Raw genomic sequence first — 26,577 nt, 5'->3', positions numbered from 1 at the left:
ATCCTAGCTGTCTTTGCAATCTGACTTCGTTTTCTCAACTTAAGCATTATTTCGGGACCTTAGCAGGTGGTCTGGATTCTTCTCCTCTCGGACATGGACCTTAGCACCCATGCCCTCACTCCATGGAATCATATAATACGCATTCGGAGTTTGTCTGGACTTGATAGGCGGTGAAGCCCTCGCATCCAATCAGTCGCTCTACCTCATATTATACTTCGCACAGGCTGCACCTAAATGCATTTCGGGGAGTACGAGCTATCTCCAAGTTTGATTAGCCTTTCACCCCTACCCTCATCTCATTGGAACACTTTTCAACGTATAACCATTCGGACCTCCAGGTGGTGTTACCCAACCTTCATCCTGGACAAGGGTAGATCACTTGGTTTCGCGTCTACTCACAGTGACTTGACGCCCTTTTCAGACTCGCTTTCGCTTCGGATTCGTACCTGAAGTACTTAACCTTGCCACTGAAAGTAACTCGTAGGTTCATTATGCAAAAGGCACGCCGTCACTCATTGCTGAGCTCCGACCGCTTGTAGGCAGACGGGTTCAGGGTCTATTTCACTCCTCTGTTCGAGGTTCTTTTCACCTTTCCTTCACAGTACTGGTTCGCTATCGGTCTCTCGGGAGTATTTAGCCTTACGGGATGGGCCCCGCTGCTTCGCGCAGAATTCCTCGTGCTCCGCGTTACTCAGGATTCCACTAGGCTTCGGCCTTGAGTCGTGTACCGGGCTGTCACCGTCTCTGGCCCACCTTTCCAGATGGTTCTACTTCAAGGCTGTCTTGCCACGTCGTGGTCCTACTACCCCGGCTTTGCCTAGACAAAACCGGTTTGGGCTTTTCCGCGTTCGCTCGCCACTACTTGCGGAATCACATTTTGTTTTCTTCTCCTACGGGTACTTAGATGTTTCAGTTCCCCGCGTTTGCCCCTTCTTTCAAGGTGACAGGCCTTCAACCTGCCGGGTTGCCCCATTCGGATATCCCGGGATCAAGGATTATTTGCATCTCCCCCGGGCTTTTCGCAGCTTATCACGTCCTTCTTCGCCTCCGAGAGCCAAGGCATCCACCGTCTGCCCTTGCTTACTTTCTTTATCTGGCACTTTGCGCGCCGGATTGATATTTACTAAGCTTGCTCTTCTTTTTTACTTTACTGAATGTACAACATGTCAAAGATCTTTTTCTGATGTTTCCATCAGGACTGTGGAGAATAACGGATTCGAACCGTTGACCCTCTGCGTGCAAAGCAGATGCTCTAGCCAGCTGAGCTAATCCCCCATGTGAGTTTTTTAGTTTCTTAGTTTTTTAGTTTGTGAGTTTTTCTGTCTGTCGACAAACTTGAAAACTTACGAACTGAAGAACTTAAAGACTTACATCGTAGTCCCAGGCAGAGTTGAACTGCCGACCTCTACATTATCAGTGTAGCGCTCTAACCAACTGAGCTATAGGACTGTCAACTTTGCCGGTTTCCCAGCTTCATCTTTTCTCTCTATTATCTTTTCATATCCAACCTGTAGTACAAGGTATTCTTCATTCATACCTCTACTCGATCCTTCTCGGAATCTCTCGCTCCAGAAAGGAGGTGTTCCAGCCGCACCTTCCGGTACGGCTACCTTGTTACGACTTAGCCCCAGTCACCAGTTTTACCCTAGGCCGATCCTCGCGGTTACGGACTTCAGGTACTCCCGGCTCCCATGGCTTGACGGGCGGTGTGTACAAGGCCCGGGAACGTATTCACCGCGCCATGGCTGATGCGCGATTACTAGCGAATCCAGCTTCACGGAGTCGAGTTGCAGACTCCGATCCGAACTGAGACGTGGTTTGGAGATTAGCTCCTTGTCGCCAAGTGGCTGCTCTTTGTCCACGCCATTGTAACACGTGTGTCGCCCCGGATGTAAGGGCCGTGCTGATTTGACGTCATCCCCGCCTTCCTCACAGCTTACGCTGGCAGTCCCGCTAGAGTCCTCAACTTTACTTGTTAGTAACTAACGGCAAGGGTTGCGCTCGTTATGGCACTTAAGCCGACACCTCACGGCACGAGCTGACGACAACCATGCAGCACCTCGCACATCGCTATTGCTAGAAAATCAGTTTCCTGATTCGTCGCTGTGCGTTCAAACCCGGGTAAGGTTCCTCGCGTATCATCGAATTAAACCACATGTTCCTCCGCTTGTGCGGGCCCCGTCAATTCCTTTGAGTTTCACCGTTGCCGGCGTACTCCCCAGGTGGATTACTTAACGCTTTCGCTGTAGAGCTTACACTATATCGCAAACTCCTAGTAATCATCGTTTACTGCGTGGACTACCAGGGTATCTAATCCTGTTTGATACCCACGCTTTCGTGCTTCAGTGTCAGTTATGGCTTGGCAAGCTGCCTTCGCAATCGGAGTTCTGCGTGATATCTATGCATTTCACCGCTACACCACGCATTCCGCCTACCTCAAACATACTCAAGTCTCCCAGTATCAATGGCAATTTTATGGTTAAGCCACAAACTTTCACCGCTGACTTAAGAAACCACCTACGCACCCTTTAAACCCAATAAATCCGGATAACGCTCGCATCCTCCGTATTACCGCGGCTGCTGGCACGGAGTTAGCCGATGCTTATTCATACGGTACATACAAAAAACCACGCGTGGCTCACTTTATTCCCGTATAAAAGAAGTTTACAAACCATAGATCCTTCATCCTTCACGCGACTTGGCTGGTTCAGCCTCTCGGCCATTGACCAATATTCCTCACTGCTGCCTCCCGTAGGAGTTTGGTCCGTGTCTCAGTACCAATGTGGGGGACCTTCCTCTCAGAACCCCTATCCATCGTCGGTTTGGTGGGCCGTTACCCCGCCAACTGCCTAATGGAACGCATGCCTATCTATCAGCGATGAATCTTTAACAAATATTCCCATGCGGGACCCCTGTTTCATGGAGCATTAATTCATCTTTCGATGAGCTATTCTCCTCTGATAGGTAAGTTGCATACGCGTTACTCACCCGTGCGCCGGTCGCCGGCAGAGTATTGCTACTCCCCGCTGCCCCTCGACTTGCATGTGTTAAGCCTGTCGCTAGCGTTCATCCTGAGCCAGGATCAAACTCTTCGTTGTTGAAATTGTTTTATGTCTTTGCTCAAGATTCCGTTATTCTTTTCAGGTTCAAGTATTATTGACGGTATTCATTCTAAATACTTGTACTACTGTTGTATATGTAATTTTCTCAAAGAACTCTTCTCAATCGTTTCTTGCGAAACGTGGTGCAAAGGTAAGGATTTTTATTTTTATCTTCCAAATTTTTTCGAAGTTTTTTTTCGATTTATTTTTCGGAAGACCTCCGGGCGGATGTCGGATATCTGCTTGGATTCTTCCAACCTCATCCTCTTTCCTCTCCGGATCCTTAACCCGTTCCATCATGTCGTCTCACGCATCTCTCTCGATTGCGGGTGCAAAAGTACTGCTTTATAACATATCCTCCAAATGTTTTTGCCACTTTTTTTCAATTATTTTTTGCCTTTCCTGATTGACAGGATGTTATAAACACACTTTTTCTTCCTTCTATCGGAATTACTTTTCCACGTTCTTTTGGCTTGACCCAAAAGAACCAAAAGGTCAAGGCTACACTCCGAAGGCTGCAAATTAGCTTCCCTCCGCTAAAATCCCGGATAACTCGCGCTTCGCGCTCAGACAGCCGGGATTTCTTTACGCTCCGCTCGCAATTTGCTTTACGCCTTCTCCGTTAGGCCGGTCCTGTTTTCTTCTTGCTTTTTGTTCTTACCTCTTATTTTTCTTCCTTTCCTCTTATTTTTTCTCTCTTTAATTCTCAATTTTCAATTCTCCATTTTCAATTGACCAAAAGCCGGCGTGTTTTTATCATTTCACGCCGGCTTTTCAACAAAAGACGCCGGCTTTTTTCTCTTTCCTGCCTACCTTTTTAAATCAAATAAACGGGAATCGATTTCGATCCTCGGCGGATTTAATTTCGATTCCCGTTTAGTTTGAATAGAGATTACTTCTGATCAGAAGTCTGTCTTATTTAAATAAGCGTACGATCAGGTCAAAATTCGTATCTCGATAGGTCGCTTCCCATGGAGTAGTGTCTTGCTGGCTATAGCGACTCTTCAATAATTCGGAAGCCTTTGCTGCATCACCGTTATAAATAGCGGCACACCATTGAGCCGGTTTGCTATCCGGGAAATTTTTTGCCCAAGAAGCAACCATCGCATCGGCTTCTGTTTGTTTTCCGACTTCCCTCAGCGATAAAGCCGTCAGCAGGTGAGCTGACTCGAAATACTTCGGAGAAGTCTTCACTGCCGCTACCCGATTAAAGCATGCTTGAGCTTTCTCCTTCTGTCCTTGTCCAGCATAAACCTTTGCCTCCAAATAATCTTCCAGACGGCTATCTATCTGGTCGTTGTACGGTTTTCCGACACCCAAGTTTTCCGGCCATTCCTTGGAAGCCTCGATAGATTTCAATGCCGACGCATATTTCCGCTTACTAATCAAATCCATTGCCTGATATAAGTTGGCAGCCCGATATACGGCACGACCGGCATACGAACCTTCATTCGGCAGCACTTCCATCTTCTTCAACAAGGAAACACAGGCCGCATACTGTCCGGTTTCACACAGACCGTTGGCATATTTCAAGCCTATGTAATAATTCTTCGGATACAGTTTGATGTATTTCTTCCCGACTTCCGTCACTTTCTGCCAATCGCTCACGAACGTATAATAGTTCAATAGAGCAAAACCAGCCCGCCAAGAAGCTTCTATCTGTTCAGCTTTCAGCAGATCGTCCAACCGAGCCTGCCCCGATTTCAACTGAGCACGCGACAGATACAACTCTGCATAGTCTGCCGGCGTACAACGATTCATAGCCTCGAGAGCCTTATCCTTTTGCTGATTGGCCCAATATATCAAACCTTTATAATAATCAATCTTCCAGTTCGGAGATTGGGTCTGTGCCCAATCCAGATACTTCATCGTTTCAGGACGGAAAGGAAAAACGAAGTCGGGCGACTGCGCATTCGCCTCTTCCAAAGCCGCCCTCGATTCTGTCTCTTTGCCTTGCTCATTCAACAGATAAGCCGACTGATACAAAGCCATCGGATACTTTCCGGCACATGCCAGCAAAGCCAATGCTTCATCCGGGCAACCCACTCTTTCATACCAGCCCGCCAGTTCGAGATACGTCTCAAACGGAAGCTCATTCCGAATCAGCGAAGAAAAGTCTTTTAACTGATCAGCCGTATACTTACCAGCCAACCAAGCCTCTTCAAAGCGAGCCGCATGATACAAAGGCAAACGATCCAATACATATTGAATCTGTTCCTTCGCCTGTTCCGTCTTGCCCGTCTGACGATATACCAGCATCAGCAACTGACGTGCATCCAAATTCATCACATTAAATTCCAGACTCTTCTGGGCATAATGCTCAGCCTTTGCCCAATTCTTCTCGCAAGCATACATCTCGCCCAACTGTTCATAAGCCGCCGTACGAACCGAGGCCGCAAACGAAGCAATAGAGAAAGCCGCCTTGGCTTCGGCTGTCTTGCCCATCACCCGGTTCACCAATCCATATAGATAATTGGCTTCACCATCATAAGTATTCAGGCTCAAAGCTGTATTCAATAATGGCAAGGCCTCAGCATACCGGCCTTCACGATAGTACAAAGAAGAAAGACGTACCAAAGCCGGAGCAAAATACGGATCTTTCGCCAAAGCCTGCTTCAAATACTGCTCTGCCTTATCCCAGACTTTCTGATTCAGCCACTGTTCGCCCTGCGTATAAAGACCATAAGTCGAATTCCAGTCGAAATCTTTCGGCAATGTCATCGGACGTTCCAAATCATAATCCTTGGCATTTTCTGAATAAACCAGCAGATCATCTCCGATAACAACCTTCAGATGTCCTTCCGGAATTGATTTGGCAGCAGACAACGTAACCGGTTCCAGCACCTTTGTATGCAACGGAAGTGTTTCTACCAGTTTTTCATCCTGATAGATCTTCACATCAGTTGATAACGCTTCCAACGGAGAAAAGGCCAGCTTCAAGCCACCCGCCTCACGCGTCACATGCAAGGCACCGATACGGCTCGCCTTCGAAACACCCTGAATACCTTTTACCGGATACCAGTATTCCGTCCATTCGTCGGTCATCTGCGGAGCAAAAGCATAATGTTTATACGGCGTATAAGCACTATTCGATGCAGGCTGGTTGAATACACGTCCGGACTGCAATTCGATATACTGCCCATCAGTATCCGTCAGCAGATCTTCCCAGATGCCACCATCACGCGCCAGACTCCACAAGAAGATCTTCATTCCCAATTTCTCGTCGAAGTCAGCATGATGAATCGAACCATAGTCTTCGCCATGCCAGTACACACCATAATAATCATTATAATATCCCAATACATGATAAGACTTTGAGCTTTCGAAGTTATTCTTCTCATACCAACCGATATTCCGGCCTTTCTCATCTATCGGGAAGGTAAACAATTCACCACCGTGTCCGATATAATGATCGCCCGGATAGCAGAACTCCGCATTCTTGCCCACCGGATAACCCGCATTCATCCAATGATAATACGGCTGATCGATCGAAGACTGGTTATACCATGTCGTATGCGTCGTGAAATAAGCCTTGTCTTTCGGCAGATTCACTTCCACCGTCCAGACTGTACGGGTCATCCATTCGTATGAAAAGACATAACAGCTCACACTGCCGTCATCCTTTTTCTTCACCAGATAATCAATCGGTGTACTGGATGTCGGCGCGTGACCAATGATACCGAAGTTAAATTCGATACCACCTGATGTCCAAGGCCCACGCATAGCGATATCACGGAACTTGGCAACGCCGTTGTTATAGACAAACGCCTTTCCGGTTGTCTTATCAATTGCGCCCCATACTTTTCCGCCAACTTCCGGGAACAAGGTTACTTGGATATAATCGTTTTCCAGTTCGACTGTTTTCCATTCTTTATTCACTCCCTCAGCCGCAAAACCATCAAAACGGAAATAAGGATAATACAAATTGGAAGGAGAAGCCACCGGACTCGGATCGGAGAACGGATAACTTTTCATGGTTTTAGGCTGCTCTTTAACTACTGCCTGCTGAGCAAAAACAGACGGCCATGTCCAAAAGGCACATACCGCCAAAACCAGCACTCTTTTCTTCATAAGCTTGTCTTTCTTAGGTATTCTTAATCATTAACTATAGCAATCTGCTCTTTCCTGCCTGCTTCCGGCATTTCCAACCGAAAGGGCACTGATATAATAAACAGAGAGACGCCCGGAGCTTCTTATCCCGGTGTCTCTCTGAAACTATGCATTATTCCACAACGATCAACCAGCCTTTTCCTTTCGGAACGGTAATGGTTTCACCCGGTTTCCACGTCTTTTCAGGCTGGAAGTTCTCGATAGCCGGCGCATGCAATGTAGCCTTAGCCGGATCAAGACCTAATTTAGCCCAGTCAATCTGCAAGGTGACTTCGGCATCCTGATCTTCCCATGTAGCCAGAGAGATCAAAGTCTTCTGCCCCATCTTACGATAGATAGTAGCCAGTGTCCGGTCTTTTCCAGTCTTCACCGGATTATCAGAAACCCAGTAGCCGATCATCTCGCTGCCCTTCATACCGAATTCATCCCAGAATTTCCACAACGGACGGTTATCTACGCCATAGCCCGGATTACGACCCGTCATACCATAGATCATACCACGCCACTTGTTTCCACCTTCCCAAAGCATTTCGCCCATCAGACCATACGGAATACCGGAAACTTCAACAATCCAGAACTCCGGTGGCATATCATAGTCGAAATATTCACCGAACCACAGACGATCCAGATACGGGAAATGCTCCAGATACAAGTTCGCACTGTTGGCAAAACCATCTCTATCATTAAACTGATTCGCTGAATGCAAGTCGATCAGTGCGCCCGGATTGGTCCGGTTCAAGATCTTGCGGACACGTTTCATCGACATCCGGTCGAATGCCAAATCATCAATATACAAACCATCAATACCGACATTCTTCACCAGCCAGTCCAAACCTTCCATGTAGTAATTATGCCAGCGGGAAACACCACTGTTGACGATCGCCGCATCTTTCAGAGCCGGAACGAACCACGCACCGATATAATTCTGATCGAGATGTTCCTGCAACCAGGAGAAGCCACCGCCCGGACCTTCCGAGAAGATTTCATTACCCAAGCTGCGCAAAGCAAACATTTCCACACAGCTGTTCGACAACTCACGTACCGTATTGTAGATCTTCACCTTCATATCCAGAGCATGAGCTCCGTCGATGTAGGCCTTCATTTCCTTCGTACGCAAGAACGGATAGTTGATAAACGGATTGATGCCCGTCGCATGGTGGATATTGACTACAGTCGCACCAAAGTCGTGTGTCTTATCAATAAAATCATACCCATGATAATAGCGGTCATGCCACTGCTTGTCAGTATTGATCGTACGGAACGGAGTCACCAGCACATTGAAGTAATAATACAAACGATCACCTTTCTTTACGGCCCGCTTGCCTGAATAAGCATTTACCAGCATATTATCACCTGTTGTAGCCAGCTTGATACCACCATTACCGTCGTTGCACCATGAAACCGGCATGTGCAACGGCTTTTCATGGTAGAAGTTCGTATTCAGCGGGCGTTCATACTTATCATCATAGAAACGAAGCTGAATACCGGCGTTCACATCACCTGTCCAAACCGCATCCTGGTTCTTTTCCACACTCCATTTCCAATCGAAGTTCTTCGGACAGAAACCGCCTTTCTCGCCCAATCCCATCATATAACGGGCAATTCCCGGAGCCAGTTCTGTCTGCAAGGCGATGTCGTTGATCTCACCATCTTCACGGGCAATCAGGACGATCTTGTATTCCATGTTTCCGTCAGATTCGATCTGCGCATCCAAGTTCATCAGGAAACGGCTGTTCTGGTTAGTCGCATGCCAGCCGATAGTAGCCGGTTTCCGCTTTGTCACCGCAAAATCCAAATTCTCCCAAGCGCCACCATCAGCTGTTAATGCCATCGGTTTGGCCAAGATATCACGACCAGACGTTCCAATCTCGGTTACTGTTTCTTTAAAGTAAGAAGTAATCTGCGAAGGCAGACCTGTCTTTTCCAATGTAACTGAGCGACCCAGCAATGAAATAGTCTGATCTTTTATTTCCAACGGAATATACGGAGCAATCACCTCATCGTCAAAACCTATCTGCGAATTCAGCCAGCGCAGACGAGAATGACGCCACGGTTCGTTATCGCCATGATTGGCAATTACATTCTCTGTTACATTCAAAGTCAGATTAACCGTCTTAGTTTCCACGCCTTCCGCCGAAACCGTCACCGTTCCTTCATATGTACCGGCAGCCAGCTGTTCAGGCACCATCGCGCCAATCCACAGGGCCTGTACTTTTCCTTCCGGTACCGAACAATCCTTCTCAAAGACCGTTCCTGTCACATCAATACCACCCGTATTGAAACAAGTAAAAGCAGAGGCCGGAATAGACGCACCTGTCTGCTTATTCACCAAAGCCGAATAATCCACCTTCAGGTGATTGACAGCCCCACGCGCTGCCCAGACTCCTAACTGGAACGTATAATATTCACCCTTGTCGGCCGTTCCGGTAAACGTATCATGACGATCTTCTTCAATCCATTTATAAGGAATATCCGTTGTCATACGGATCGGAAAACGCCGGTCTTCCGTAAACAAGATATATTTCTCTGCCGGACGAGCTTTCAGCAAGGCTTCCTTTTCTGCCTGGGTAGCAATCACCTCCATCGGATAAAACGAGTTGAAGTCATTGATGGCCTGATACTGCTCAACAGTGGCAGCCGGCAGTTTGGGAGCTTTCTTTCCCGTCAGCTTATTGGCCTTGAGCCATTCAGCAGAAGCCGTTTCCTCGAATGGCGGATATTTTACCGTCGGATAATAACGGCTTCCGCTCATTACATTCTTCAGATAATAGATATAATATTCACCCGGTACGGTCTGAGGCTGGAAAGCAACCTCACCTTTTTCCCGGTTTACAGTAAACCGAGCCACATTCATCACCCGTTTGCCTGTCTTCGCATCGACTACAATCAAATTCTTCGCTTCGGGATTCAAATCACGCCGACGCCAGTTCATGGTAGCTAACACAGCGTCTCCCGGACGGTCGACCGAAACCACCACACGATGATTACCCAACGAATCCGCATTCCAGGAACCCGTTCCATACAAGGAAGGAAGCGGCTTTTCCTGTGCCGCCAGGGAAGTAATAGCCAGAAAACCGGCTAAAGAAATCCAAATCTTTTTCATGTTCTTACATTTAAAGGGCCTTGATTACCAAGGCTCATATTGATTAATTCTTTCCACTAACTCAGCTTGTTTTCTCCGTTTTTCCAAGTCTGCCGGATCCATCTTCTGCCGAAAGGCCTGCTTCAACTGGGCATTCAGTTCATTAAAACGGGCCACTTCTTCATCCGAAAAACGAGAGATTAATTTATCGGCGGGTGTTACCAGTTCATACCCCAATTTTACCAACATATCGCCTGCTACAGATTCAAAGATACAAATATCTTCCGGAGAAAGTTCCTTCATAAACTTCTTTGAATTATTTTTAAGAATCGGTTTCGTTACGTTCGACCACATTTTTCCGGCCACCGCCGTATTTCTGGATTCGCGACTCTCATAATAATCCATGATTTTATCGGTATATTCGACCTGCAGAAAAGCACACAACCGGCGCATCTCCTGTTCCGGATTGGCGATTAATGTTTCATAATTCAGCATATAGAAACGGGAAGGTTCACATTTTTCCTTCCAGCGCAAGGCTTCTTCCTGATCTTTCTTCCAGGCCTGGGCCAAAGAATAAATATGTTTTTCCCCTACGATCGCTTTCTGAAACGACAAGGCCACATCTCGGCCGTCACGATACAAATAAATATAGTACGGACGGATACCGGTTGATTCAATACCTTTGGCATAAAACATATTCTTCATGCTTTTACACAGCCAATACGAAGCGCCATGCTGGCGGGCAGCCGTTTCGTAAATCACCCGAAACAACTCATAAATCGTTGATTGACGGCACTGCGACAGAATTTGTTCCACATCCAGCTGCACACCTTCCCACGGAACCGGATTACAATTCACCAATTCACAGACATCAGCTGCCAGCCGCTGAAAATGATCCGGCTTGTTCAGATCTCCATACTTGGGCAACAATGGTATAAAGCGCTGAAGTATATGTGGCGGATGCGGAGCCGATATCTGATCAATCGTGTCTAACATCACACGCAACAAATTGGACCCCGACCGCTGTGTGCCGATCATCTGTATTCCCTGGATTTTCTCTTTATTCATAACATAAACAGGATTAAGCCTACCAGTCCGGATCCCAAAATCAGGAAAATAGGACTAAGATTGTATTTATACGATATAAAAAATACGACAATAAATAATAGAATGGTTCGGATATCCAAAGCCATCGTCTGGCCGATTGTCACCGCTGAAGAAAAGATCATGCCGATAACCGCCGAACGAACGCCCTGCAAGACTGCCTTTACCACCTGCGAGTCCCGGATCATATCCACAAAACGAGACAACAACACCGTCAGTACGGCCGGCGGCGTAAACATGGCCACCGTTGCGACCGTTGCACCCCAGAAACCGGCTACCAGATAACCGATAAATGTAGCTGTGATAAAGATTGGTCCGGGTGTCACCTGACCAATGGCAATGCCGTCGGCAAATTCCGGTGAAGTAAGCCAGCCTAAATTATCCACAAACAATTCATGCAAGGCCGGGATTACGACATATCCACCTCCAAAAAGCGTCAGACTGATGCCAGAAAAGGTAGAAGCCAACTGTAAAAGAACGGACGAATCCATCTGCTGGCCGCCAAACAGAAGCAACGACAGCAGCAACAAAGCGACCAACCCGTACATTCCCCACTGTTTTCCTGAAACAGGAGGAGATACAGCATCAGCCTTTTCTTCTCCTGCTGTCTGATCCTTTCGGTAGAAACAAAGGTAACCGATAATGCCTCCACCGATCATCACCGCGATTGTAATCTGGATTCCGCCTATCCAGATCAGCAGAATCATAGACAGGATGTTGATGGCCCAATGTATCTTCGACTTCATGTTTTTCCGGGCCATTCCGATAGCCACCGTCAATATAAGAGCGGTCACTGCCGGCGTAATACCTAAAAAGAAGTTCTTCACGGCCGGAACACTGCCATACGTTACATAAAACCACGAAAGAATGATAACCAATATAAAGGAAGGAATGATGATTCCCAAGAAAGCCATGAGAGCCCCGCTATAACCCCGCAGTTTATATCCGACATAAGCAATGACATTGACTGCCACCGGGCCTGGAAGAACGGAAGTCAGTGAAATACCGTCCAGCAGATCTTCTTCCTTCAGCTTCTTGTCAATATCAACCAACTGTTTCTGGACGATGGCCACCAACGACATGTAGCCGCCGAAAGCTGTCGCTCCCAGTTTCAAGAAAACCCAGAAAATATATAATAGAGAGACTTTTTCGGCAGAGCCGGCCTCGGTATTCTTTGCTACTTCGGGCATAATCTTCCGCCTTTATTTGATTTCTGTAAAATAGTTCTTGAACAAATCGGCCGGGACATATAAAGCACGATACGGAGCATAAGCCAGCACACTTTCCCACAACACCTTGCCGCTCTGATCTGTTATCAAGACAGTTCCAGTCTTTGAGCTGCACTGCAGGATATTTCCGTTGGGCATCAGATAGGCGCTTCCCATACGCGAAGTATATTTGTCTTTAGGCAACATGGCGCGAAGGGTCGTTTCGGCAGTCCGTTTCTCTTCATCCAGCTTAAAGGCCAACGCACCCGACTGCATTTCATACAGACCGTTATCAAACAGCATCAAATCGCCGTTCGGATTAATATAGGGTGTATGCTGGAACGAGAAATAAGCGGTTGTATCCATCTTGAAATCACCGCCACGGCCAAACTTCCAAAGTATCTCTCCGGTATTTCTGTCGATTTTCCAGATTTGGTCTTCAATCGGTACCGAAACCAAATAATTACTGTCTTTATCAAAGCAAAAACCGTTCATGTGGAAACGATCGTACATGTATCTGGTTATGTACGGATCTTTGTCGATATCCCACACGTCCCAGGCAGACCATGTCTTCAATACGTTTCCCAATGTATCTAAAACCAGGATGCCGTCGCCGCCCAATGTATCCCGCTGCATTTTTCCGCCGATGTTCACATCAGCCACCTTCTTGGGCCGGTACATGGTATATAAATGGCAGGCATCATCCATCCAGATATCGTGATGAATAACCTGGTATTCTTTTTCTTTCTCAATCTTATTCAAATCCAGACGCCAAAGGGTTTCACCCGTCAGTGAAATCTCGGCCATTCCTGTCCCTCCGGCAAAACCGATAGAACCTCGGCGCATCGGTTTCTTATGCTCTTCGTTACGAACCTCTTCCGGAGTCATCGGTTCGTCGTCAATAAAATCTTTCACAAACGGACGCAACATCGCCAATATGGTTCCCCGCGGCGTAATAGAAGCAGCACGGACACCGATATCATCGACCTGCCAGTACCAGCGCATATCGCCTTTATTATCCAATAAGGCCATATAGCCCGGCAAGCGTCCAAAACAAACTAAAATAAAGCCGTCATCTCCTAAAGCATCCGGATCATGCGGTCTTTCTTCTTTCAACCAATGGTTTACCAGCCAGGGTGATTGTTCCCTCGTCTTAAAACTCAAGACTTTCGACTTCTGATGAAAAAGATTGTCTATGACGATTTGATATTCATATTCCGTGCCGGCCTTCAGCAGCAACAGATCAAGCTTATGATCCAGCTTCGATGAAGAGACACAGGTCCTGAATTTCCGGCCTGTAGCTTTCTCCCAATATTCGATGTAAACGGGGGCTTCTTTCGCTAATTTCACTTCCACCTGATTATACATCGCCGTATTATGCGGAGAAGTCAATGTCAGTTCCAACAACTCATTCTTTTCACTCCAATAAAGGAATCCGGCAATTACCACGACCAAAATTCCTATGATAACAATCAAACGCTTCATATCAATCTTTCTAAATAAGAAAAGTTATTTGTGCCTACCTATTTCAGAGGCACAAATAACTTTATATTTCAACTAATTACTGCGGCAAACGAGAAGGATTCTCGGCTTCCATATAGGAATTCAGCTGGGCATCGTCCAACGGATACGGGAAGTAACGAAGTTTTTCCGTTACATTTGTCGGACTTACCAGATCCAGCTCCTTCAAATGTTCGTTGACAATTTCTTCATACATGCCAAAGCGAACCAAGTCGGCTTTACGCTGGAATTCGAATACCAACTCATAACCACGTTCATCCAGGATTGCCCGGTTCATTTCCTCCTTGCTGCCCGGTACCGGGAATTCTGCGCTTGAACCGTATTCAGGAGCACCGGCACGTGCACGAATTTCATTCAGATAAGGCAGAGCGGCAGCCGGTCCGTTCAAGTTGTTTTCAATTTCAGCCTTACACAAGATCACATCCGACAAACGGAAAATGGAAATCGTACGTCCGTCATAGTAAGCATCCGAAACCATATCATACGAATACTTCATGGTCGCTACATTGACCAGCAACTTCGTCGTATCGTTAGGCGGAACCGTCTGTCCCTTTTCCGGCATCATGTAATAGAAGCCATATTGAGACTTGTCATCCCGCTTGGCATCACCCGTATAGTTGTAATAGAAGAACTGCTTACGCGGGTCGGCATCATTATACTTGCGCCAGAACGGAAGTGATACACCATAATACTGCCAACGGTTGGTTACATCCGGGTGGTCAGACGGACCGAAGTGGTTCGTGATTTCACCACCGTTCGTACCAGCTTCATGCAAGATACAGAAAATAAACTCTTTGTTGAATTTATTGTTTTCAGACCATACATTCTTGAAATCTGATTCCAATGCATAGACACCTTTGTCACGCAAGTCCAATACCATGTCGATATAAGTCTTGGCATTGGTATAATCATGACTTCTCAAATAAATCTTTCCTAACAACGTAGCCGCAGCACCCTTTGTGGCACGTGCCAAATCCTGACCCGTCCATGTTTCCGGAAGATTCTCAATGCATTCCTTCAGATCGGTAATCATAAAATTATTGATATCCTCAACAGAAGTCAACGGCATGTTTTTAGAAGCTGAAGGATCTACCAGTTCCGTAAGCAAAGGTACAGGACCCCAACCATCCGTCAAGTCACGATAAGCCAGCGCACGCAAGAACTTAGCCTGAGCAATTACCTGCTTCTTCTTGGTTTCATCCATACTGATGTTATTAATATTCTGCAGAAGCACATTGGCATTCGAGATCACCTGATACATACACTGCCAGTTATACTTAAAATAGCGGTTATTGGCATCGTAGGTCATGTTACTCAATTTTGTCGGGTCGCCGGCAGCCGTTGAATAGCCCATATCCGTAGCATAATCTGTTGTCATTACCAGATACCCGGCATAATACATCCACGCATCTCCTGGATACGGATTCAAATCCGCATACAAGCCTACCAACGCCGCATCAATATCACTTTCTGAAGTATAAGCGTTAGCTGTCGTCAAATTACTATATAATGTTGGCTCCAAATCTGTACAAGCTGTAAATCCCATCGAAAGTCCAGCTGCCACCACAAAGCCAAGTAAACTCTTTTTCATATAAAATATCGTTTTAATAATCCTTATTTAAAATGTAATATTCAAACCGAATGTATATGTTCTCATACTCGGATAGGCATTGTAGTCCAAACCGGCGCCGGCATTCGCTGTCTGATTAGAACCACTCTGTTTCTGCTGTTCATACGACTTGGTATCGGTTTCCGGATCCCATCCTGAATAACCGGTAATCGTAAACAAGTTTTCTGCTGAGAAATATACCCGGCAAGAACTAACAAACTTCTTGAAAGGAATCGTATAGCCGAATGTCAAGTTCTTCAAACGTAAGAATGATGCATCTTCTACAAAGTGATCGTTTACATAACCACCATACTGTGAATAGTAGAAACCATTACGCGGAATATCGGTATCCGTATTAGTCGGAGTCCAACGGTTCAATGCTTCCGGAGTTTTCTTCCATTCCAGGTTCATACGGGTCATATTCAGCAAATCATTGCCGACTGATCCCTGGAAGAAGATAGACAAGTCGAAGTTCTTCCATGCAAAGTTGTTAGTCAAACCAAAAATGAAATCCGGATTGGCATTACCAATAATCGTACGGTCGTTTGAATCAATAATACCATCACCGTTTACATCTTCAAACTTCGGATCACCTGGTTTAGAGTTTGGCTGTGGAGCGTAAGTTTCACCCTGCTGCAATACACCAATATATTTGTAACCGAACAGAGAACCTAAGGATTCACCTTCACGGACAACGGCATAAGCTTCTTCTGATACATTACCCATCGGCTTGGAAGAAGTGATGTAAATATCACCATTATCACCTAAGTTCAATACCTTATTACGGTTCAAAGAGAAGTTAAATTTGGTATCCCAAGAGAAATCACCCGTCAAATTATGAGAAGTGAAATCGAATTCAAAACCACGGTTCTGGATCGAACCAATATTTTGCTGACCTGAAGTAAATCCGGTGTACATCGGCATCTTGATAGACAACAGCAAATCATCGGTTTTCTTCCAATATCCATCCAATGTAACTGAAATTCGGTTGTCTAAGAAACCCATATCCACACCGACGTTCCACTGTTTGGTTGTTTCCCACTTCAGATTGGTATTTTCGGCGCTGCTCTGGTTCATGTGAACACCAGCTGTATTGGTAGAACCATCGAATGTATAACGAGTATTCGACATCAGGGCATACGAAGCATAGTCGCCGATACGTTCGTTACCAGTAACACCGAAACCGGCACGTACCTTCAAGTTACTGAACAGATTCAGATCTTTGATAAAATCTTCTTCACCGGCACGCCATGCCAAAGATCCGGAAGGGAAAGTACCCCAGTGTTCGTTGGCACCGAAACGAGAAGAACCATCTCGACGTACAGTTACCGTTGCCAAATACTTATTATTGTAGGTATAGTTGACACGACCGAAGAATGATACCAGAATATTTTCTGTCTTATTGGAAGCGATGCTCGTCACAGTCGAAGCAGCTCCCATATTATTGTAGGAGAACAAATCGGTAGAGAAACCTTTTGCATTTTCCTGACGGTATTCAGCAATAAACTTTTCGTAGGTGTAACCCACCATGGCACTAAAGTCATGAACTTTATTAAAGGTCTTCATATAGTTGATAGTACCTTCAAATACCTGACGGGTTCCAGTATAGTCATATGTACTTGCCACACCACCATCAATACTACCTTGATAGGTTGATTTAGGCAAATAAGTACCTTGGAAATTATGCTGAATTTCAACACCTGCTGATGCTTTAGCCGTTAAACCTTCCAACGGAGTGATCTCAACAAATGCTGTTCCATTGAACTTGTCTTTTGTTTCATCGTTCTGACGTTCCAACAAGTTAGCCAACGGGTTATCACCACGTCCGCCCGGAACTGTACCATACGAACCATCTTCGTTATATGGCTTAACAGTCGGGTCATACGTCATGATACTATTCAATACGTTTGATTCAAGCAAGTTACCACTATACATCTGGTAGTTCGATTGCTCCCGATGTGCATACATGGTGGCACCTGCTTTGATCCAATCAGTAATGGTCTGATCCACATTCACACGACCAGAGAAACGAGAGAAGTCTGTATTCTTCAAAATACCTTCCTGACTATAATATCCTAAACTGGTCAAGATCTTCGTTTTTTCAGTACCACCTCTAAATTGAATGCTGTGGTCTTGTACCAATCCAAGACGCGTACAAACATCGATCCAGTCGGTATCGACATTTGATTGTAACTGCGAAGGTGTATAAACACCATTCGGGTTACCTTCCTGACCCTCGATTTCCTGATACAAGGCATTTTCCAAATTCATGTAATCCTTTGCATTGATAAATGTAAACGGATTCTGAATCTGCTGAACACCTAAATAACCATTGTATGAAATCTTGTTTTCACCACTCTTACCACGTTTCGTAGTGATCAAGACAACACCATTCGCACCACGCGCACCATAGATAGCCGTTGCCGAAGCATCCTTCAAGATCTGCATGGATTCGATATCATTCGGGTTGATGTTCAAACCTTCGGTTGAAGGGAAACCATCCACTACATACAACGGTTCGTTGGTTGAACTGATAGAGTTACTACCACGCACACGTACCGAAATAGATCCACCCGGCGCCTTAGATGTCTGCTGAACCTGTACACCGGCCGTCTTACCCTGCAAGGCCTGGGCTGCATTACTTACCGTACCACCCATCACCATATCATCCGCTGATACAGAAGAAACGGCACCTGTCAAATCCTTCTTTTTTACATAACCATAACCAATGGCCACTACTTCGTCCAATCCAATTGCTTCTTCCTGCAATACGACATTGATAACTGTTTTATTTGCCTTGATTTCCTGGGCCTTCATACCCACAAATGAATAAGACAGTACAGCGCCTTCTTCAACATTAATTGAGTAGTTTCCATCTAAATCCGTTACGGTACCATTGGTTGTACCCTTTACCACTACAGCTGCTCCAGTTACCGGTTCGCCGTTAGAATCCTTAACGACACCTGTCACCGTAATCTGTGACTGATTCACAATCGGAGCATTTGTTTTCACCGCTTTAACTCCTGTCGCAGCCGAGGCTTCATTTACCCCCCCCAATTGAGTTGCTAACATGCAGGCTAAAAGCACTTTAGATCCGAATAATGCTTTGGTATAATCCATACAATTAAAATTAAACTTGAAGCTATACTTTACATTCCAGATCGCTCATTCATAAAATATAACTTCGATATACACACTTTTTATATAAACTTTCGTTTCGCAAATGTATAAATAATTTATAGAAAATATCCACAGCCAATACACAAAATATTTAATAACACTCATTTTTAACATTAAACAAAAATAGGCTTTACAATTTGTCAGCTTGTTTGAAACCCCTTTTCGATATAATATTGATCTATTTTCCACATAATAATCAAGCAATTATGTTTTCAAACATATTTCTTCCCGCATTCCGCCATCAGAATTTATCTGACAGGGAATAATAAATCATTACTAATTCCATAATTAAATTTACAAGAAGAATCTCACATTATCAAATTTATATCAAATTATCATTCATCATACAATTTGAATCCTTCAAAAGATAACAATTTGATAAAAATAGTTCATTCCTATTTATTTCATTTTATTTAAAAATAGAGTCGCAATAAAAAAACAATCTGAATTATTTCGGAATGCAGTGTCTGATTAAAACATTTTCAGAATCCAGCGAACCGGATATTTTCCTTATTCAGATTTTCAGGATTGATCATTTTCCTCTCTATCGCTCTCGCGCACGCGCGCGTGTTGTGTGTGAATGATGTTGTTTATTTTTATCTACTTTACTTTATTATTTTCTTTACTTTATTATTTACTTTACTTTTCTTTGTGCACTTTTCACGGTGAAAACCGGGGTTTTCACGGTGATAATGCAGGAATAGCATACAATAAGTATTTTTCTATTTTATTAGAAACAAGAAACTTAGTACGATATTTTAACGTAAGTTATATTTTGGGATTAAAATCTGTATGTTATGCAAATATCTGTTAAACAAGGAAACTTAGACGTATCTGACGACTGGAAACAGACAATTGAAGACTGACAATTGGCGATTCTAATTCTCAATTCTGAATCCTCAGTTCCCAATTGACAAAAAGCCGGCGTATTTTTACAAATTCGCGCCGGCTTTTCATCAAAACACGCCAGCTTTTTTCTATTTTCTGCCTACCTTTTTTCCAACTTAGGATAATCATTTTATAGAACCATCCAACTAAAAAAAATTGAGATTGACAATTTGTGCATTAAATCAATAATTGTCAATTATTATTTATCTATTTGAAGACAAACCATTGTAAAATTCACCTAATCCATCTTCTACTACAACATATTGTTTAAAGACAAGACAGTTTAAGCCCTCTAAATCATAAATAAATTTCAATTAAAGTTTGCACATGAGAAAAAATAGGCATAAATTGCACTCAAATTTAAAAATACTATCAAATTTTACTTTTTATGAATGTTAATACAGTAACTCAACGAAGCAGAAATGCAATTTTAGTCGGCGCACTATGTTGTATTTCCCTACCGGCATTCGCTGTTTTTCCGGATACAGAAAGTGCTGTACCTTTTGCCATCACGCAACAAACCAAATTATTAAAAGGTCAGGTGTTGGATCATAAGACAGGCGACCCTGTCATTGGAGCCAACGTGATCGTGAAAGGGACTACTAACGGAACCATCACGGATATGGATGGTTATTATGAACTCGAAGCACCGGCTGGAGCTACACTGCAGATTTCATATATCGGATACCAGACATTAGAAATCAGTGCCAATTCAGAAAATCTGACTGTAAAGCTGATGGAAGATTCTGAAACGCTGGATGAAGTTGTTATTGTGGGTTATGGTGTACAGAAAAAAGAGAGTCTGACCGGTTCTTTGCAGACATTGAAAGATGAAAAATTGAAAGACATCACCACGGCCAATGTTGAAAACATGCTGAACGGCAAGGTTTCGGGTGTTTATGTAGCACCGGGTTCCGGTCAGCCGGGTTCGAGCGGCGCCGTTGTGGTTCGTGGTAAAGCCACTTTGAGCGGTTCGACGGCTCCTCTGTGGGTTGTAGATGGTGTTATTGTGGGTAATGGTGCGGGTGCATTGAACCCGGCAGATATCGAAACCATGACCATCCTGAAAGATGCTGCCTCTACAGCTATTTACGGATCGGAAGGTGCCAACGGTGTAATCCTGGTAACGACCAGACAGGCCAAAAGCGGAGAAATGCGCATTAACGCTTCTGCCAAATTAGGTATCAGCACATTATATAACGGAAACCTGGAAATGATGAATGGAGCAGAGCTGTATGACTACTATGCTTCTTTCCAGAATGCAGATCAGATCAATTTCCCACGCTGGAACTCTGACCTGCGTAATTCGAACTTCGACTGGTGGAATTTGGCTACACAGTCGGGCTTTACACAAGATTACAACGTATCTCTGTCGGGTGGTAGCGAGAAATACAATTCGTACTTCTCATTAGGTTACTACGATGAAGAGGGCGCTGTAAAAGGATATGACTATTCACGTTATACCTTCCGTTACCGCTCAACTTACAAGCCATTCGACTGGTTGACGATCAAACCGTCTATATCAGGAGCCATGATTGATACGTACGACGGACAATATTCGGTAAGTGCCATGTATTCTATGTTCCCGTGGGATAGTCCGTATGATGAAAACGGAGCACTCGTGCCAGACCGTTATCAAGGTTGGGTAAACAGTCAGCAGACGAACTACCTGAACGATTTGTCGTATGGTAATCATACAGACTATAAGACCTACGAATTCTTCGGCAACTTCGACTTTGATATCAAGATTACCGACTGGCTGACATTCCACTCGGTCAACAACTACAAATATCAGAATTATTACTACCATTCTTATTATGATCCGCGCAGTAACAGTGCTTCGGGTGTCAACGGACGTATTGATGAATACCAGAGCAACATGTCACGCCGTTACACCAACCAGTATTTGAGTTTCAACAAGCTGTTTGGCAAACACTCGGTTGACGCTATCCTGGCTTATGAGTTCAAAGATTACCAGGGAAAAGCTACCCAGGCTATCGGTACCGGTTTTGCCTCTGGTTTTGAAGTGCTGGATGTAGCAGCTCTTCCGGAAAAAGTAGGCGGCAGCCTGAATGAATGGGCAGTCCAGTCGTATTTCTTCCGTGCCAACTATTCATATGATAATAGATATGTAGCTGAATTGTCACTCCGCCGAGACGGAGCGTCCAACTTCGGTGATAATGCCAAATACGGTAACTTCTATTCAATCAGTGCCGGATGGAACATCAACCGTGAAAGCTGGTTCAAGGCAGACTGGGTAGATATATTGAAACTGCGTGCTTCTTACGGAACGATGGGTAACCGTCCGAGTGTACTCTATCCGCAGTACGACCTGTATTCGGTTTCAGCCAGCTACGACGGAATTCCGGCTACATTGATCAGCCAGGTAGGAAATAAAGACCTGACCTGGGAGCAGACTTCTACCTTAGGTATTGGTTTGGATGCAGCCATGTTCAACAACCGCCTGCGTTTCAACTTCGATTATTACAACAAATATACTACCGACGTTTTGTACCAGACTCCGGTTTCCGGTATCACTGGTGTAACCAGCCGCTGGCAGAATGTAGGAGAAATCAGCAACCGCGGTATTGAACTGAGCATCGGCGGAGACATTATCAACACAAAAGACTGGACCTGGAGCGTTGAGGCCAACCTCGGACACAATGTGAACACCGTAGAAAAACTGTATGGTAATGATCCGAACCTCGAAATTATCGGTGGTGGCGGTATCGGTATTGCCGGTGAAGCAGACAAGATCCTGAAAGTAGGCTACAGCAGTGATTCTTACTACATGATCGAATGGGCCGGTGTAAATCCTGACAACGGTGCTCCGCAATGGTACAAGACAGCTGAAGACGGCAGCCGCGTGAAAACAGAAAACTACTCGGAAGCCGACTATATCATTACGGAACCTTCTACTCCGAAGGTATTCGGCGGTTTCAGTACTTCGCTGAGATGGAAAAACATTGATTTGGCAGCCAACTTCGGTTATTCAATTGGTGGTAAGATCTACAACTATTCACGACAGGAATATGATTCAGACGGTGCATATACAGACCGTAACCAGATGAAGCTGATGGACGGATGGAGCCGCTGGCAAAAACCGGGCGATATCGCAACACATCCGGTGGCTCTATACAACAACTCATCGAACTCCAACAAGGCTTCTACCCGCTATTTCGAAGACAATGACTTCCTGAAGCTGCGTTCATTGAACATCGGTTACAACCTGCAGTTGCCGGATTACCATATCCAGAACCTGCGCATCTTCTTCTCGGGAGAAAACTTGTTTACCGTTACCGGATATTCGGGCGTTGATCCGGAACTGCCAGCCAGCGACGGAAGTGTAATCGGATCAGCCGGTCCTTCTGTTTATCCATCAACCCGTAAATTTATGTTTGGTCTTAACGTCACATTTTAATACTTGAATTATATGAAAAAGAATAATATAGCAAAAATCCTGTTAGCAACTTTAAGTTTCGGTCTGGTGACGACTTCCTGCGATGTCGAACGTCTGCCGACCGGAAGTATGGCTTCAGAGGTCATTACCGGAGACCCGAATTCGTACCTCGATGCCATGGTTCGTGGTGCCTATGCCCAATTGAAAGACTGGTCTGACCCCATGCACCGACTGGGTGAATATGCCGGCGACAATATGATGATCCGTGGTTCTTCAACCGATGCTTTCTACGAATTTATCACTTATTCGCGTACGCCGAACAACTATCGTCTGCAGAACTTCTGGGATTACGGATACAAAGCCGTAGCCCAGGCTTCAAACACAATCAACATGGTAGCTGAAGGACAAAGCGAAGAAATAGATAGCAAATTGGGCGAATGTTATTACATCCGCGGTATGATGTATTTTTACTTGACCCGCGCTTTCTCTCGTCCGTATTACCAGGCTCCCGATAAGAATTTAGGTGTGCCTATCGTAAACGGTACGCCGGAAGATATGGAAAACCTGCAATTGCCGGACCGCTCGACAGTGGCTCAATGTTACCAGCAGGCCATCGGCGACCTGCGCAAAGCCGAAAAGATGCTGACAACCAACAACGGACCGGCGTATGCTTCGAAAGGAGCCGCTCAGGCGATGTTGTCACGTATTTACTTGTACATGAGTGGAACGTATGAGAATCCGAATACACAATATGCGGATTCAGCTGCTTATTATGCTTCGGAAGTGATCAACTCAGGCACATATACACTGCTGCCTAGAAATGAATTCATGGTATACAACACGATTGTACCGGAAAACAACTCGGAATCCATCTTCGTGGTGAAGCGCGTGGCAACTGAGTTCTCCGGATACGACCATTATTACGGTATCGGCGGTATGTATGCTGTGATCGGCGGCATGGGCTGGGGCGAAATGTATGCCAGTGCCAAATACATCGACTTGCTGAACGAGACCGGACGAAACGACTGGCGTCCTGACAAGAAGAATATTGTGGATGCCCGTGCCAACTTCATCGAACCGCAATACGTAACTGATGCGAGCGGCAACTACACAGAAGTATTCCGTTTCATCAAGAATGTGTACGACCAGAGCGGTGTACAGACCAACTACAATTATGTACAGGCAACATTAAACCGCAACGGCAGCCAGCTGACTTGTACGGAAACCATTGACGGAAAAGAGACGACCTACGCCTTGACTCCGGTCAACGAAGAGCAGGAAATCTATTCGATCAAGTATTCCGACGGCAATACTTACCAGGGTGTTATCGACTATCAGATGTCGCTGAACCGCGTTTATCCGATGTTCTACATTGTGAAATGTTCACGCGAAGGTGAAGACTCGCATCTGCATTCACCCATCATTTCCCGCTTGGGCGAAGTTTATCTGAACCGGGCTGAAGCCTATGCCAAGTTAGGACGTTACAGCGAAGCACTGAGCGACCTGAATTTAATCCGCGAACGCTCGATTCCGGGTGCAGGATACAAATCACTGGATGCCTCGAACGCTCATCAGCTGATTGACAAGGAACGCCAGCTGGAATTAGCTTACCAGGCAGAACGAAGCTTCGATGTTTATCGTAACGGCGACACGCTGACTCGTCATTATCCGGGTCCGCACAATGCGATGGAAGAAGTTTCTCCGGCTGATTACCGCGTAACTTATTACATTCCGCAGACGGCTATCAACTCTTATCCGAGTGGAAGTACCCTGACACAGAATCCGACCAGCAACGCAGGTGTTATCCTGAATTAATCGGAGTTCACATACATAAGAAAAGCCCGGCGGAACAAATCTGCCGGGCTTTTTATGTTAAGACAAGAAGCATACTGGAATATGCTACCCAGATAAATAGTTACAGTTCCAGACTCTTAACAGGCTGAAGTCCCATACCTTTGGCCTTTTCTAAGAGGAAGTGGTAAGCGGCTTCACGTTCGTTGGGAATGACACCGTCGAGAATGGCATTCTTGATGGCTTCTTTCAGAACACCTACCGGCCGAGACGGCTGCAGATTGAATAAATCCATTATTTCCTCGCCCTTAATCGGCGGCTGGAAATTGCGGACACGGTCTTTCTCTTCGATATCTGCCAGTTTAGAACGCACCAGCTGGAAGTTGGCCAGGAAACGGCGTACCTTTTCCGGATTCTTGCTGGTGATGTCGGCTTCACAAAGCAACATCAGGTCTTCGATGTCATCGCCTGCATCGAAAAGCAGACGACGGATGGCCGAATCGGTCACTTCATCATCGCTCAAGGCAATCGGACGCATGTGCAAGCTCACCATCTTCTGTACATATTTCATCTTTTCATTCATCGGAAGTTTCATTTTCCGGAAGATTTCCGGTATCATCTTCTCGCCGATGAAATTATGATTATGGAATGTCCAGCCCAGTCGCGGATCAAACCGTTTCGAACGAGGCTTGCCGATATCGTGGAAGATCGCACTCCAACGCAGCCACAGGTTGTCGGTCGTCTTGCTCAAACGGTCGAGAACCATCAGCGTGTGGGCGAAATTGTCCTTATGCCCGATGCCTTCTTTCGTCTCTACTCCTTTCAGCGCACACAGTTCCGGGAAGATCAGCGGAAGCAAACCGCTTTTATCCAGTAAGTCGAAGCCTAAAGACGGTTTCGGCGACAATACAATCTTATTCAGCTCATCGACAATCCGTTCTTTGGAGATGATGGAAATCCGCTCCCGGTTACGGATAATCGCGTCGAATGTATCGGGATCGATAAAGAAACCTAACTGGGAAGCAAAACGGACGGCGCGCATCATCCGAAGCGGGTCATCACTGAAGGTAACATCCGGATCAAGCGGCGTACGGATCGTCAGTTCATCCATATCTTCCAGTCCGCCAAAAGGATCAACCAGTTCACCATAACGGTCTTTATTCAAGCACAAGGCCAAGGCATTGATCGTAAAGTCGCGGCGGTTCTGGTCGTCTTCAAGCGTTCCGTCTTCCACAATCGGCTTACGGCTATCGTGGCTGTATGATTCTTTGCGGGCACCGACGAACTCCAATTCCAGGTCACCACATTTCACCTGGGCCGTACCGAAGTTCTTGAATACCGAAAGATTCGCCCGGCGGCCCAGTTTTGCCGCCACACGCTTGGCCAGTTCGATTCCGCTGCCTACTGCCACGATGTCGATGTCTTTCGACGGGCGGTTCAAGAATATATCCCGGACATAACCGCCGATTACATACGCTTCCACCCCTAATTCGTCTGCCGCCTCCGAAACCAGCCGGAACGGCTTGGCAGAAATATGTTCTAACAATTCATCATTGCTTATATACATGCTTATCTTTCTTCTG

General features: G+C 45.5%; 10 protein-coding genes, 2 tRNA genes and 2 rRNA genes (1 of these 14 cut by a window edge). 2 read left to right on the top strand and 12 right to left on the bottom strand.

The window, feature by feature from the left end:
• From NEE14_RS15460 to NEE14_RS15410, 11 genes are all read right to left on the bottom strand, one after another.
• Positions 1–1,090: ribosomal RNA gene (locus NEE14_RS15460) — 23S ribosomal RNA — on the bottom strand; it reaches 1,793 nt to the left of the window's first position.
• Between the two features lie 111 nt (positions 1,091–1,201).
• Positions 1,202–1,275, bottom strand: a tRNA-Ala gene (locus tag NEE14_RS15455).
• 100 nt (positions 1,276–1,375) lie between these two features.
• A tRNA-Ile gene (locus NEE14_RS15450) sits at positions 1,376–1,449 on the bottom strand.
• A gap of 123 nt (positions 1,450–1,572) precedes the next feature.
• A 16S ribosomal RNA gene (locus NEE14_RS15445) occupies positions 1,573–3,098 on the bottom strand.
• The 16S and 23S rRNA genes sit together here with 2 tRNA genes alongside, the layout of an rRNA operon.
• A 918-nt stretch (positions 3,099–4,016) precedes the next feature.
• On the bottom strand, positions 4,017–7,172 hold the full coding sequence (locus NEE14_RS15440; RefSeq protein WP_251968072.1) for a DUF5107 domain-containing protein: 3,156 nt from the start codon (positions 7,170–7,172) through the stop codon (positions 4,017–4,019).
• A gap of 151 nt (positions 7,173–7,323) precedes the next feature.
• Positions 7,324–10,314 (bottom strand): glycoside hydrolase domain-containing protein, encoded by a 2,991-nt coding sequence (locus tag NEE14_RS15435; protein ID WP_251968071.1) that lies wholly within the window; start codon positions 10,312–10,314, stop codon positions 7,324–7,326.
• Positions 10,315–10,338: 24 nt separating this feature from the next.
• Complete coding sequence (locus NEE14_RS15430) at positions 10,339–11,361, bottom strand: sulfotransferase family protein (protein ID WP_251968070.1); 1,023 nt, start codon at positions 11,359–11,361, stop codon at positions 10,339–10,341.
• Positions 11,358–12,587 carry a chromate efflux transporter gene (chrA, locus tag NEE14_RS15425; RefSeq protein ID WP_251968069.1) on the bottom strand — a complete coding sequence of 410 codons (1,230 nt, stop codon included), beginning with the start codon at positions 12,585–12,587 and terminating at the stop codon, positions 11,358–11,360. The genes NEE14_RS15430 and chrA overlap by 4 nt, the downstream gene beginning before the upstream one ends.
• 12 nt (positions 12,588–12,599) lie before the next feature.
• Positions 12,600–14,090, bottom strand: a complete 1,491-nt coding sequence (locus tag NEE14_RS15420) for an aryl-sulfate sulfotransferase (RefSeq protein WP_251968068.1) — start codon at positions 14,088–14,090, stop codon at positions 12,600–12,602.
• Positions 14,091–14,166: 76 nt separating this feature from the next.
• Positions 14,167–15,717: a RagB/SusD family nutrient uptake outer membrane protein gene (locus NEE14_RS15415; protein ID WP_251968067.1), complete on the bottom strand. Its 1,551-nt coding sequence runs from the start codon at positions 15,715–15,717 to the stop codon at positions 14,167–14,169.
• Positions 15,718–15,744: 27 nt separating this feature from the next.
• On the bottom strand, positions 15,745–18,855 hold the full coding sequence (locus NEE14_RS15410; RefSeq protein WP_251968066.1) for a SusC/RagA family TonB-linked outer membrane protein: 3,111 nt from the start codon (positions 18,853–18,855) through the stop codon (positions 15,745–15,747).
• Between the two features lie 1,336 nt (positions 18,856–20,191).
• Between NEE14_RS15410 and NEE14_RS15405 the strand changes: the two genes are divergently transcribed.
• Both NEE14_RS15405 and NEE14_RS15400 read left to right on the top strand, forming a co-directional pair.
• The gene (locus tag NEE14_RS15405) at positions 20,192–23,224 is read left to right on the top strand and encodes a SusC/RagA family TonB-linked outer membrane protein (protein WP_251968065.1); all 3,033 of its coding nucleotides are present in this window, start codon (positions 20,192–20,194) and stop codon (positions 23,222–23,224) included.
• 12 nt (positions 23,225–23,236) lie between these two features.
• Positions 23,237–25,018, top strand: a complete 1,782-nt coding sequence (locus NEE14_RS15400) for a RagB/SusD family nutrient uptake outer membrane protein (protein ID WP_251968064.1) — start codon at positions 23,237–23,239, stop codon at positions 25,016–25,018.
• A gap of 100 nt (positions 25,019–25,118) precedes the next feature.
• Here NEE14_RS15400 and NEE14_RS15395 read toward each other — a convergent pair whose 3' ends face one another.
• The gene (locus NEE14_RS15395; RefSeq protein ID WP_251968063.1) at positions 25,119–26,561 is read right to left on the bottom strand and encodes a CCA tRNA nucleotidyltransferase; all 1,443 of its coding nucleotides are present in this window, start codon (positions 26,559–26,561) and stop codon (positions 25,119–25,121) included.
• Positions 26,562–26,577 lie beyond the last annotated feature (16 nt).

This window comes from Parabacteroides sp. AD58 (assembly GCF_023744375.2).
GTDB classification, from domain to species: domain Bacteria; phylum Bacteroidota; class Bacteroidia; order Bacteroidales; family Tannerellaceae; genus Parabacteroides; species Parabacteroides absconsus.
This window is presented reverse-complemented; position numbering and strand designations above follow the sequence as displayed.